The organism is Shewanella pneumatophori (genome assembly GCF_023283895.1).
GTDB lineage: Bacteria > Pseudomonadota > Gammaproteobacteria > Enterobacterales > Shewanellaceae > Shewanella > Shewanella pneumatophori.
The window spans coordinates 479,785-491,878 of sequence record NZ_JAKILB010000002.1; the positions used below are offsets into that span (position 1 = coordinate 479,785).

Consider the following 12,094-nt stretch of genomic DNA (forward strand, 5'->3'; position numbering starts at 1 on the left):
CAGTTCATCCATCTACAGAAGACGCATTGTTTATGCTGAAACAAGATATCAGTTATGAACTTGTATTGGAATTGTAAATTGGTTGGGTGTGTTCTTGTTTTTCTAACCATTTGGTATCTAAAAAACAGGCGTTACTTTCTGCTGTGCTAGCGGAGGCAGGAGTGAAGCCCATTTTCTGGGTCACCCTGTGGGTTGCATAGTTAGTTTTTGAATAATGAGCGTAGATACGCAGATAATTTAGTTTTGAGAATGCGTAATAAAATAACCCACTTATAGACTCTTCCGGCAACAGTTTTCCTTGGGCGTTACGAAGTAGCATGATGCCTACATCTGCAAATGCAGGCTGTTCTTTATGTTGAGTTAAACCTTGTATACCAATAGTTTCATTAGTTGTTTTATTGGTGATGACCCAAGTTAGAAAAGGGGATTGTGGTTGGGCATTTTTTTTTAATGCGATAGCAAAGCTTTTGTGCGCTTTTTCAACTGATAGCGGCGCTGAAATTTTTCTCATTATTTTTTCATCGGTATAAATCTGAGCATATAAGTCTTTATCTCGCTCATCGAGTAAGCGCATGGATAGTCGTTCGGTTTCAAATTGGTGTGCTGAGTTAGCCATGGTGTCTCTCTAATTAACGCTGTTTAGCAAAGTGGATAACGCCGGTTTGATGGGCGGAGCGGTCGAAAATCACGTAGTGATCATTCATTAGCGGTAAACCGAGTAGCGACTGATTAGGCCAGCCAGCAAGCTGTGACAAAATCTTAAAACAGGCCTTGCCCTTTGCTGGGGTGTTGGTTTGCCAGTAGTGTTCGGGCTTTATGTGAATGCTGACTTTTTCTGGGCTGTTTTGCTTGTTGTCACTGCTATGGTCACGACTATTTATACTGCTATTTTCACTGCTATTTTCACTGCTATTTTTACTGGTATTGTCATAGCTACTATGAGTGTGTTGGCTATGGTGATTGCGCTCGCCGACAAAATGCAGTGTGAGCGTGGGCCATTCATCAAGGTTTAACTGGTTCATGTCGATGCCTTGATATTGCATGGCGATATCGCTAAAGGGCTTTATCAGTGCTGCAAATTTGGGGTTTAGCGCGCTGAAGTGTTCCACCATGGCGTTGTATAAATGCTTGGTAAACACTATGCCTGATACACCTGTGTCGATAATGGCGTTACTGCGACCACGCAGCTGTTTGTTCATGCCGATGGCCGAGAGTAGGGCGTGGTCATGGTTTGCTAGATGCTCAGTACTTTCTATTGGCTCAAGGCTTTCTATTGGCTCAGGGCTTTCTATTAGCTCAGGGCTGTTATCTGGCTCAAGGCTTTCTGCACGCTCAGGGCTGTTTTCTCGCTCAAGACTTTCGTCTGGCTCAGTACTTTCGTCTGGCTCAAGGCTGTTCTCTATTTCCTCGGTGAGTAGGCTGTCGATTTCGGTTTGGTCGCCGACTTGGATAGAGATGAGGTTAACGTTGTAATACTTGTCTTCTACCACAGAGATAGTGGTGAACTCGCCTTGATAAAGCTCGGTATGTTCTTCGCCGCCACCAATAATTAACCAGCCCTGATTGAGCGAGTCTTGGTTTAACTGTGCGAAGTGTGCTTGTTGTGTTGCCTTATCTGTTTTTTCAGCTTTATCGGCGCTCTTTTTTGCACTAAAGGTGGCTGCGCTAATATCGGTAGAAAAGTGTACGCTTGAGCGGCGGCTGTAAAAAGCAAACTTATTGGCAGTTAAACCATGTTGGGTGAGCTCAGTAAAGTAGGGAATAATATCTTGCGTGGGCTGCTGTTTTAAAAAGGCTTTAAACTGACGTAAATCGTGGCTGGTAAAGCGATTATCGCAATCTTGCTCAGAGTAAGCCGCCTTGTTTTCGACTTGGTTTTCTACTTGGTTTGCATTTAAGTGGGCGTGATAATCATTACTGCAAATACTAATTTCATCGTCAAATGGCCAAGGGTAAGTGAGCGCTGGACTGATATTGTATTTGTCAAAATAGTGTTTGAGATTGTAGCTTTTGTTTAGCTGATGGTAAGCAAGACCGAGTATGCCGTCGGCGTGTAAAAATGTGCCCTCTTGTTTAATCGACGACACTATCGCCACTGGACAATCGTTAAGCACTATGGGTGCATGGGCATCAGGATTTGGCTCTAACTGATAACCGTCGCTTAGGTTAAAATCAATCTCTTCTTCTCTGAGTCCGACTCGGGTATGCACTACTGGGCCGTCCCAGCCGCCCGCACCGTATAATACTTCTTGAGCAAAGCTGGTGGCCACTAAGCTAATGTCTTGCTCATCGTCATAATCACTGTCGCTCACCACTAAAGTACTACTGCCTGTATCAATAATCAGATTTGCTGGGGTTTTATTAGCGCCAAATCTAAGTTGGGCGCAGTAACCGCCCATTGCGTAAACATTGGTTATCGGTACTTTTAAAGTGCGTGGAGTGATTAATGGTGTTTTATCTGACATTGATTGCGCCTGATTGTTATTGTTTTTAAAGCTTGCGAGCTAACGAGATAAAGCTGCTTTGATAGCGAAAATCACAATAGCAGAAATCGGTCTGCAGGTTAATTAATTGTTAATTTGCGTGTGGTTTTACTAAGGCGTGCTGCTTAGGTTGAGGTAGGTTTTGCCGTTAAATGCTTGAGCGAGGTGCAAATCAAGTTGGGGGAGTATATTTGCACCTCGTTGGTTAACTATGAGGCAATGACAAATTGGCCTTGCATAATTGCCCAGTGACCAGGGAACGAGCAGAAGAAGCTGTACTGTTTTGCTGGATCGAGATCAGCGGTGCTAAAGGTAATGCTAGTGCTTTCGCCGCCGCCAATAATGTCGGTATGAGCCAGTACGCGTGGATCATCGGCTTTTACGTAGCTGTTTGCTGCGCCAGCGGCCATGCCTTCGTTAGCAACAGCTGACATATTGGCGGTTTCGGTTAACACCCAGTTATGGCCCATGGCACTTTTTGGCAAGGTGCCTGTGTGGTGTAAGTTTAAGGTGACTTCAGTGCAGCCCGCTGGCAATGTTAGTTCCTTTTTGTCGAACTGCATTGCATCGGTAGCATTAATATCGAGTTGGCATGTGTTAGCGCTAGCAAAACTTGAAATACTGAGCAGCAGAGCTGCTGCGACAAACTTGATTAGAGTATGCATTGTTAACTTCTCATATAGTAAAAGACGTTAACATCCTAATGTAAAACTGCTTAAATGAGAATGATAATCAATTGTAAATTGTTTTTAAAGATTGGCTCTTTGACTAACTGCAAAGTTAAAAACTGCGCTTGTTATGGCTAAGCAATATAGATTAACAATTGGACTTAGTAAGCTAAGCCCAATTGACCATTAGAGAGTGTTATTTTGAGGTGACCTTGATGCGTTCGACATCGGTGGCAGGCGCTTCAATTTCAAAGTCGAGTTGTACTTTTGAGCCTTGTACGCCTTTAACTGAACTCTGGTATTGCCATTGCTTTAATGCGGTAATAGCCACTGCATCAAACACTTTCTCAGGTGATGATTTTATTACGCTAACATTGGTTACTGCGCCACTTGGGGTAATATCAAATTTGAGCTGCACAAAGCCGTTTTGATTGGCTTCGATAGCTTCCGCTGGATACTTGGGCTCAATACGCACTGTTGGATATACCACAGATTGTTTATCAACTCCGCCGGCTTGAACTTGTTGATTTAGCATTAGGCCGCAAAGCCCTAAAACCATGATTAATCCTATAACTGCAATGCTGCTTTGGCCTTTTTGCTGTGTTTTCATTTGCATAATACGTTCCTTGAGTATGTTTTTATTTCCGTAGTGAGTGTGTAGCAAGCCGTGCTGGGCCTGCTGTGAATAAGCCAACAGCACTTGGCTATAACTGATTTTTTGTTGCTTGTTGAGTGACTGAGTAACATAGGCATCGCAGGCTAGCTCTTGATCATCGCGAAAGCGACGGTATGCAAGCCAGCAAATGGGGTTAAACCAAAACAGACATAACACGCCATACGCCAATAAGTTGCACTGTAGATCGCCACGCTGGTGGTGATATTGCTCGTGACTGATAATGGCTTGCTGCTCTTGTGCATTAAGTTGGTTGAAGTTTACTGGCAAGATGATTTTTGGGTTCACAATGCCTATAAGCATCGGCGACTGCACTTTGGGGTGAACGTAAGTCGCTAGGCGTGAAAATGGGTTGCTTACTTTAGTCGCGCTGCGAGCAAGGGCTTTGATTGATACAAGCTGCAGCACAAGCAGCATAAGCATGATGGCAATTCCGCCAAGCCATACATAGCTTACAAATAGCACATAGTTTGTTGTGTTTTTAGCTTGAATTACTTTGCTTGCCAAAACGCTGTAATGAGCGATTTGCTGAGACTGAACTGCTGCAAATAGGTTTGGCATGGCAGCGATAATAGCTGAGCTAAGTAATAGAATAGGCACTGCGAGCCAAAGATGATAAGTCTGGTGTGAGCCTAAGTATTTTTGTAGCGGCTTGTGGCAAATCAGTAAGCCTACACAAATTAGGCTGAGTAGTAGGGTTTGTTGCGCCATCCATAGCATCATGACTTGTTTTCCTTTTGCCATGTATCAATTAACTGCTGCAGCTCAGCAACATCTTGCGCATTAAGTTTGTTTTGCTTAGCAAAGCCTGCGACGAGTGGGGCAATGCGGCCTGAAAATAAGCGATCAATAAAGGATTCAGTTTCTTTTAGCTGGTATTCGCTCTGATCAATTAACGGCGAGTACAGGTACGAACGGCCTTGTTTTTCAAAACCAATGGCTTGCTTTTTGACTAATCGGTTTAGTAACGTTTTAACGGTTTTTTCGTGCCAATCATGGCTGCGCGATAATTGGTTAATCACCTCGCTGGCACTTTGTGGTGATGACTGCCACAAAATATTGAGAACCGATAGCTCAGCATTGCTGATCTCTTTCATGTTTAGCGCTTCCTTGTACTTATGATTACACTTGTAATTTATAATTAAGATTACAAATGTAATCAAAATGTGCAAGTATTTTTTGGCTGATTTTTAATCTTGTTTGTTTTTGTCTTTATAAGTAGTTATTAATTAAGCTTATTTTGTTATTAATGTGTATTTACTGGAGAGAGGGCAAAACTAATTGGCTTTTTAATTACCACTTTTGCCGAAGCGCATTTAGAATGAGAAGTATAGAAAATACCCTAAACAAGGATTGTAAAGGTATGCCCTCAATGTTATCTCGTATCACATTTGCTTTGTTCAGCAGTATTATATTGCTTGTGTCTCAGCCTCTTGCCGCTGTTGCAGATAAAGCCTCTGCTGAAGTCACCGCTGCTAACGCGGCAAAAGCGCCAAGTAATCAAACGATTCATCAATCATCGCAGCAGTTGGTGATCTTTGAGCAGACCATTAACTTTAACTTACCCTCAGATTGGAAATTAGCGCATTCAGAACAACAAGAAACGATGTTTTCTGCGGAGTTTGTGCCTGCTAATCAAGAGTTACAAACTTGGTCGTCTATGGTGTGTGTACAAGGCTTTAAAGGTGTGGCTGCAGATATTGAACCTGAGCTTTTTTTGGAAACAATGGCCAATGTGTACCTTGAAAATTGCCAAGGTGAAATGGTGTTTGAAACTTTACCCAGTGAGCCATTAAATGGCCATGAAACTGCTAGTGCGATTATCGGCTGCACGAAAATGCCGAATTCACATATTAAGTCGATTGATAAAACTACCGCTTATGAGGCCAACCACGGTTTAGGTGAAATTGGCCACTACACTGCGGTTAAAGGTAAAGCTGATCTGTATTTGATCCATAAATCGATTAGAGGTGACAGCTTTAGTAAAGCTAATCCGCCGGTTAAATCGCAAAACTATCAAGAATTTTTATCGAGCATTACTCCGCTAAGCCTACATTGATAAGCGCATCTATCTGTTTACTTGCTTTTTATGTTTGCTTTTAAAGCAAATATTCTAGCTGATATCAAATTGATGCGTTATCCCTACCGCTAATCCTGCTGTTTTACCTTAGGTTAAGTTAGACATTTAACCGTATAGACGTCTATAATGCGCGCACTCATTGGTGGCGCTTTTTTGCTCTTGAGTGGGTGCAATGCATACTACTGCAAAAAGTAGTACTTAAAATGATGTAATCCAATAATGAAAAGCCCATATTTTGGTTTTTTGTTAGTTAGCTATTTATAGAAATAGCTTATAAAAAACAGCTCATAAAAAGAGTATTTTAGTCAACTTTGTTGGTGCCTTAGTTACTTAGTAACAGAGGATAATCGGGAAGTCAGTTTGATTCTGACACTGCCCCCGCAACGGTGAATGGTGAGAGACAGGTGCGCCTTAATGGAAAGGTGTTTAAAGCTTGTACTCGCGTATTAAATTGCTAATACAGAACCTAAGTCCGGAGACCGGCCAGTAAAGTGATTTCGATGATTTCGGCGGGCAGATCTCGAGATGCGGCATATTGACGGCTAGGCATAAGTTAACTTTTGCTCCGGATCACCGTGACGTTTTTGCCCCGTTTTCCTTTTAGGAGTCAAAGGTAAATGGGAACACAACCATCAAAAATCGCACTGCTAGTTAGCAGTCTTTTAAGCTTATCTGCATTTTCAGCAACAGCTGAAGAAGCGACAACCTCTGCTGCAAACGTTGACGAAACCATTACGGTTACCGGTTCGCGTTTTGATAGAACGGCGGATCAACAGCTAACCGTTATCAACACCATTGAACGTGAAGAAATTGCGCGTCTAAACCCTAAATCAGTTGCTGATGTATTAGAAACATTACCAGGTGTGAGCATTTCACGTAACGGCGGCGCTGGTCAGGCTACTTCAGTGAGTATCCGTGGTAGTAACTCTAATCATGTTTTAGTGCTTATTGACGGTGTCAAAGTGGGCTCTGCGACTTTAGGTACCGTTAGCTTTAATACTTTATCGCCAGAGAATATTGAACGTATTGAAGTGCTAAAAGGACCACGTGCCTCTGTTTGGGGCAGCGATGCTATTGGTGGCGTGATTCAAGTTTTTACTCGCCAACTTAAAGGCGGTGAGTGGTTTGCTGGTGCTGAATATGGCAGCAATGATTACATTCGTGGCTCATTTGGTACTGGTATGGATCATGGTAACGGCAGCACTACGCTAACGGTTAACCACGAACAGTCTGATGGCTATGATGTTTATAATGGCGCACCTGTTGAAAATGATGATGACGGCTATAAGCGTAATACTATTTCGCTAAAAGGCAGTCAGCAAATCAATCAAAACTGGCAAGCGCAGTGGAATGCTCAATACGATAAAGGCAACACTCAATACGATGATGTTTATGCCTCGGGATCTGCTGACGAATCTGACTATGCCAACTACCTGTGGAATCTTGCGACTCAATACAGCAACGATAAATTCACTAGTAAATTGGCACTCAGCCAGTCACGTGACTATAACGAGAACTTTCGTGGTGACGACATCAATGTACCTGTTTCAGAATTTGAGACTAAGCGCGATCAAGTTAACTGGAGCAACCAATATTTAGCGGCAAATGAACTGACATTTACCGGTGGTATCGATTGGTCTAACGAAGCGGTTAAAGGTGATTACGCTCAAGATGAGCGTGATATTTTTGGTGCATATGTTTTAGTGCAAAAGCAGTGGAGCCAGTTATTAGCTGAGGCTGCTGTACGTTATGATGACGTTGAAAATATCGATAGCGAAGTGTCTTACAATGCTAGCCTTGCATATCAGTTCAATGATCAATGGCGTTTAGCGGCATCAACAGGTACAGCGTTTAAAGCGCCTACTTTCAATGACTTATACTGGCCAGGATCTGGTAATCCTGATCTGATTTCAGAAACCGCTAAAAGTTATGATTTGACTCTGCATTATCAAGCTGACGATATTCGTGCTTACATTAGTGTATTTGAAAACAGCATCGATAACCTGATTGCTTGGGCGCCTACCGGTGAAAAAGATGATTTTGGTTGGGATATCTGGAAGCCTGCCAATATTAATGAAGCAAAAATTCAGGGTGTAGAATTTTCAGCTAGTTTTAGTGTGTTCAGCCTAGATCACCAAGTGGCTTATACTTTCCTTGATGCTGAAAACAAACAGACAGGCGAAGAGTTAATTGGCCGCAGTGAAAACGAGTTTAACTACCAGTTAAGTTATAACTGGGAGCAAATTGACGTGCTTGCTAACTACCATTATCAAGGCAAGCGTTACGCCGGTTACAGTGAGTATTTTGATGCGACTCATCAAGTTGATTTGAGCATAGGTTATCAGTTAGATGATGCTTGGAGCCTACGTTTAAAAGCCAATAACTTATTTGATGAAGAGATTATCTCAGCGCAAAATTACTTTAGCCCTGGTAGAGAATTCTTCCTAAGTGTCAGTTACCAAGCCTTTTAAGGCTGAGTGCTCGTAAAATAGATTGAAAGCCAGACCTTGTGTCTGGCTTTTTTTATGTTATTTTTTGAGTAACTAGTATTAAAAAGGCTGTTTTTAATGCGCAAACTATTAGGTCATTGGTTAATTTCGGCGTTGCTAGTGTTATTGACGGCGTGCTCTGAGCCGAGTATTCCGCCATTATCAGATAATGCACGGGTGTTAGCCTTTGGTGACAGCCTAACTTATGGTGTTGGCGCATCGAAAGGCCAAGACTATCCAAGCCAGTTAGCCAGACTGAGCGGCTTTGAAGTGATTAATGCTGGCGTATCGGGGGAAACTACCACTCAAGGTGCTGCGCGTTTAGAGGCTTTACTTAACGCACATTCTCCTGAGTTATTGATCTTACTGGAAGGTGGTAATGATTTTTTAAGGAATCATTCTGTACAGGCCACCAAAGCAAATTTAGCCAGCATGATAGAAATGGCGCAATTACATCAAGTTCCGATTGTATTAGTCGCTGTACCGCAAAAAAGTCTGTTTTTGTCGCCCTCACCAATTTATGCCGAATTAGCAGACCAATATGAGCTAGTTTTGGTTGAAGATACATTAAGCAACCTATTAAAAACCTCTGCAATGAAATCAGATACCATACATTTAAATGATCAAGGTTATTTAGCGCTGGCTAATGCTATTTTTCAAGCTGTAATTGATGGTTAGTGTTTTATAACAATCATTTACACTAAATTGGTTGAAGAAATTTTTACTATTTAGCAAACTCAAAGCCGCAGGGTGAGAGCAACGCTTATATAGGAAAATACTGAATTAACCAGCTTTGAAAAATTTATACATAGAAAACAGTTAAAACTTACAAAGTTATTGGCTTTTATGGCTTGACCTATACAGGCAAATTATGGGTTAATTTACATAAAGTTTAATGTATATAATTATTAAAAATCTAATAGGGTTTAACGTTTCGCATGACAGATCTTGAGCAGCAAGTATTTACTCAAGTACGTGCCATTATCAGCAATGAAGAGCAGGTAATTGGTCGTCGGGGGATCCTTATCCCATTGAAAAAAGCCATTATTGCGGATGGTGATATTCGCAATGTAATCGATATTGTTTCTTCAGATCCTGCTTTGTCGGCCCATCTGCTTTGGCGCAGCAATAGTGCTGACCATGCCGCACCAGAAGCATCTAAAAACCGCTCGCTTAAAGATGCATTAGTTCGTTTGGGACAAGTGAACATTTATCGCTACGCGTTTACTTTTTATCTGAAAGAGCGTTTAGATGAGCTGCAAGAACCTTACAAAAAGTTGGTTCAGGGCTATTGGGCTTTGACTGAGAATATCGCGATTGATGCTGTTGATCAGCTTCATCAACTTGAAGGGGTTAATATTAACCCTGATGAAGTGCAAACTTTGGCGCTATTTAGTGTATTTGGCGAGATCATTGCGCTAACGGCATTTGCATACCTCAACTCAGCCTGCAGCGAGTATTACCCAATTGCGGCACTCAAGGCGGTGATTGAGGGGCAACAACAGACATTAACCCTTGAAGCATTTGAGTCACTAGGCTTGGATGATGAGTTACAGACTGAGTTTTTGATTGCTCATAACTTACGCTCAACTCACAACGTTAACTCTCCGGGTTTAGTGTTAAAACGCGTACTTGCTAAAAGAGGCTTGTTACTTAAGCCAATATGAGCGCCAGATTAAAAAGCCTGCATTTGCAGGCTTTTTTGTTTTTATTTGATTTTAGCTACTCAGTATTAGTTTACTTTTTGCTTAGCCAAGCCTTCCTGCGCAACTAACTCTAACCAATGTTGAGCTAAACGAGCATTTGCGCTATTGCGACGATATGCGCCAAATAACGGACGTTTCAAACCTTCAACGCCGAGCTTCAAGCTCTTTAAGCTAAGACCATGAGCCTCGCTAATAGACCAGCTTGGCAGTGCGGCAATACCGTCTTTACAGGCGATGCGTTGCAGTAACATCATGGTTAAATCGCATTTAACTTGTGGGCCAGCTTTTACACCAGCAGGCTCTAAGAAATGACGATGAATATCTAAACGCTCAAGCGAAACAGGATAACTGAGTATGGGTAAGCCTGCTAACTGTTGCGGGGTAACAAACTCTTGCTCTGCAAGTGGATGATCGCTAGCAACAACTAATCTAACTTCAAAGTCGAATAAGTGCTGATAAGCAATAGCCTGACCTGGAACAGGATCAGAGGTTAGCACTACATCCAACTCACCTTGCTCTAATGCGTTGAGCGAATCAAACAGATGACGGCTAGATAGGTCGAGATCCGCTTGTGGATATTGCTGACGGAATTGTTCCATTACCGGCATTAGCCAACGAAAACAGCTATGGCACTCGATCCCCACACCTAGATGATTGTCGCCAACCTCTAAGCCTTTTTTTAGATCAAACTCAGTCTCAATCACCTTAGGCAAAATATCTTCAGCTAGGTTAAGTAAGCGTGCACCTTCTTGGGTAAATGACAGTGGTTTACTCTTGCGCACAAAAATAGCGGAATTGATCCGAGTCTCTAACTCTTTAATTTGATGAGACAATGCCGACTGAGTGACGAAGCGTTTCTTAGCAGCCCCAGCGAGGCTGCCGCTTTCTTTTAGGGCAACTAAGGTACGTAAATGTCTAAGCTCTATCATTTTATCCTCATATGAAATCCGCTCATGTAGCGCTTGAATTCGTTTCGATTGCGAATCCTTAGGCTAACACAATAAACTTCCAGACGTCCAGACGCCCAGCGATCTGTTTTTGTTATATGTCATTCAGATGGGTGATAAGTCTGAATTTTACTCATCTTAACATCAAAAGATATACAATATGCAATTATTTGTTCAGAGATTTATTCGTTTTAGTTATCTAGTAGAGCTAAAACTTGTGCTAGTAAAATACTGGCAAGCTGAAGTTGAGCAATCGCAACTCGCTGAAATATCCAAAGGGATATGTGAGGCACACTCACTCTGGCAGGCATAAATACAGCTAATAGCTTAAACCCCTCACTATCGTAGTTGTTGGTTTTTCAAGCGGTCAGATCAAAATATTGCTGAATGATGAACTATTTTTGTCAATGTCCGGTCTTATGTTGTGAACTGTATATTATTGGCTGAATTCGAATTGCAGCTAATAGCTAGGTTGTTGACTAGTAACATCAACAACCAAAGCCTTATGTGCTTTAGCGGAGTAACTATTTCTCATTTGAGCGTAAGTAAAGCAAAAACGAATTGGACTGTTATGGTGTTTTCCATAATGGTGCTTTTCTGCTTGGCGCAAAATAGTGGGGTGTTTAGCGCACTGCAACAAGTAAGTCTGCTTGCTAACGGACAGACCAAGGCGATAACTTACGACTCAGTAGACGCAGCTGCCACAGCCTCGTTAACTCAAAGTGGCGGTTCGGCTGCTAAGAGTAGTGAGTTTAAAAAGTGTGAGTTGTCTGAAAAATCGTTGCGGGTTTGCCTTGATGAACCGCCAATAATGCCACTATTGGTATTACTATTTATTTTCCCTCTTATTCCACTGGCATCTCGCCAACTACAGCGTGCCCTCGATGTGCCTGTACTACCTAAGCCGCGGCGAATACACCTTTCCTTGTGTCGTTTTCAAGAATAAATCTAACTGTTATTTGCTAATACTTAGATTTGGCTAGTGTGCGAAACTAACACTTAGTTAGACTAACATTATGCCGTTATTGTCGTTTCAAGCCGTCAGTGA

Annotated in this window: 11 protein-coding genes and 1 riboswitch; of the genes, 5 read left to right on the forward strand and 6 right to left on the reverse strand. The window is 42.1% G+C overall.

The features are described 5' to 3' along the window. Positions 1 to 52 precede the first annotated feature (52 nt). From L2740_RS05110 to L2740_RS05130, 5 genes are all read right to left on the reverse strand, one after another. Entirely contained in the window at positions 53 to 616 is a 564-nt protein-coding gene (locus tag L2740_RS05110) for a GNAT family N-acetyltransferase (protein WP_248949034.1), read from the reverse strand. 13 nt (positions 617 to 629) lie between these two features. Beyond that, positions 630 to 2,465: a pepsin/retropepsin-like aspartic protease family protein gene (locus tag L2740_RS05115; protein WP_248949035.1), complete on the reverse strand. Its 1,836-nt coding sequence runs from the start codon at positions 2,463 to 2,465 to the stop codon at positions 630 to 632. Between the two features lie 227 nt (positions 2,466 to 2,692). Then, positions 2,693 to 3,148 (reverse strand): azurin, encoded by a 456-nt coding sequence (azu, locus tag L2740_RS05120; RefSeq protein WP_248949036.1) that lies wholly within the window; start codon positions 3,146 to 3,148, stop codon positions 2,693 to 2,695. A 199-nt stretch (positions 3,149 to 3,347) separates the two neighbouring features. Then, a complete protein-coding gene (locus tag L2740_RS05125; protein WP_248949037.1) occupies positions 3,348 to 4,568 on the reverse strand; it encodes a M56 family metallopeptidase in 1,221 nt (406 codons plus the stop codon). After that, a complete protein-coding gene (locus tag L2740_RS05130; protein WP_248469888.1) occupies positions 4,544 to 4,921 on the reverse strand; it encodes a BlaI/MecI/CopY family transcriptional regulator in 378 nt (125 codons plus the stop codon). The genes L2740_RS05125 and L2740_RS05130 overlap by 25 nt, the downstream gene beginning before the upstream one ends. A gap of 275 nt (positions 4,922 to 5,196) precedes the next feature. Between L2740_RS05130 and L2740_RS05135 the strand changes: the two genes are divergently transcribed. The 4 genes from L2740_RS05135 (at position 5,197) to L2740_RS05150 (ending at position 10,060) form a co-directional block, all read left to right on the forward strand. Continuing rightward, positions 5,197 to 5,883 carry a hypothetical protein gene (locus L2740_RS05135; RefSeq protein WP_248949038.1) on the forward strand — a complete coding sequence of 229 codons (687 nt, stop codon included), beginning with the start codon at positions 5,197 to 5,199 and terminating at the stop codon, positions 5,881 to 5,883. A gap of 319 nt (positions 5,884 to 6,202) precedes the next feature. After that, positions 6,203 to 6,406: riboswitch (cobalamin riboswitch) on the forward strand. Between the two features lie 115 nt (positions 6,407 to 6,521). Next, positions 6,522 to 8,375: a TonB-dependent receptor domain-containing protein gene (locus L2740_RS05140; protein WP_248949039.1), complete on the forward strand. Its 1,854-nt coding sequence runs from the start codon at positions 6,522 to 6,524 to the stop codon at positions 8,373 to 8,375. Positions 8,376 to 8,471: 96 nt separating this feature from the next. Continuing rightward, positions 8,472 to 9,071 (forward strand): arylesterase, encoded by a 600-nt coding sequence (locus tag L2740_RS05145; protein ID WP_248949040.1) that lies wholly within the window; start codon positions 8,472 to 8,474, stop codon positions 9,069 to 9,071. Between the two features lie 260 nt (positions 9,072 to 9,331). Continuing rightward, positions 9,332 to 10,060 (forward strand): HDOD domain-containing protein, encoded by a 729-nt coding sequence (locus tag L2740_RS05150; protein ID WP_248949041.1) that lies wholly within the window; start codon positions 9,332 to 9,334, stop codon positions 10,058 to 10,060. Between the two features lie 65 nt (positions 10,061 to 10,125). Here L2740_RS05150 and L2740_RS05155 read toward each other — a convergent pair whose 3' ends face one another. After that, a complete protein-coding gene (locus L2740_RS05155; protein ID WP_248949042.1) occupies positions 10,126 to 11,028 on the reverse strand; it encodes a LysR family transcriptional regulator in 903 nt (300 codons plus the stop codon). A gap of 589 nt (positions 11,029 to 11,617) precedes the next feature. Between L2740_RS05155 and L2740_RS05160 the strand changes: the two genes are divergently transcribed. Then, positions 11,618 to 11,992 carry a hypothetical protein gene (locus L2740_RS05160; protein WP_248949043.1) on the forward strand — a complete coding sequence of 125 codons (375 nt, stop codon included), beginning with the start codon at positions 11,618 to 11,620 and terminating at the stop codon, positions 11,990 to 11,992. Positions 11,993 to 12,094 lie beyond the last annotated feature (102 nt).

What these genes read in the sequence shown, in the direction of transcription:
- L2740_RS05110 (WP_248949034.1), bottom strand. Translation starts at nt 616, where the DNA reads ATGGCTAACTCAGCACACCAATTTGAAACCGAACGACTATCCATGCGC.
- L2740_RS05115 (WP_248949035.1), bottom strand. Translation starts at nt 2,465, where the DNA reads ATGTCAGATAAAACACCATTAATCACTCCACGCACTTTAAAAGTACCG.
- azu (WP_248949036.1), bottom strand. Translation starts at nt 3,148, where the DNA reads ATGCATACTCTAATCAAGTTTGTCGCAGCAGCTCTGCTGCTCAGTATT.
- L2740_RS05125 (WP_248949037.1), bottom strand. Translation starts at nt 4,568, where the DNA reads ATGGCAAAAGGAAAACAAGTCATGATGCTATGGATGGCGCAACAAACC.
- L2740_RS05130 (WP_248469888.1), bottom strand. Translation starts at nt 4,921, where the DNA reads ATGAAAGAGATCAGCAATGCTGAGCTATCGGTTCTCAATATTTTGTGG.
- L2740_RS05135 (WP_248949038.1), top strand. Translation starts at nt 5,197, where the DNA reads ATGTTATCTCGTATCACATTTGCTTTGTTCAGCAGTATTATATTGCTT.
- L2740_RS05140 (WP_248949039.1), top strand. Translation starts at nt 6,522, where the DNA reads ATGGGAACACAACCATCAAAAATCGCACTGCTAGTTAGCAGTCTTTTA.
- L2740_RS05145 (WP_248949040.1), top strand. Translation starts at nt 8,472, where the DNA reads ATGCGCAAACTATTAGGTCATTGGTTAATTTCGGCGTTGCTAGTGTTA.
- L2740_RS05150 (WP_248949041.1), top strand. Translation starts at nt 9,332, where the DNA reads ATGACAGATCTTGAGCAGCAAGTATTTACTCAAGTACGTGCCATTATC.
- L2740_RS05155 (WP_248949042.1), bottom strand. Translation starts at nt 11,028, where the DNA reads ATGATAGAGCTTAGACATTTACGTACCTTAGTTGCCCTAAAAGAAAGC.
- L2740_RS05160 (WP_248949043.1), top strand. Translation starts at nt 11,618, where the DNA reads ATGGTGTTTTCCATAATGGTGCTTTTCTGCTTGGCGCAAAATAGTGGG.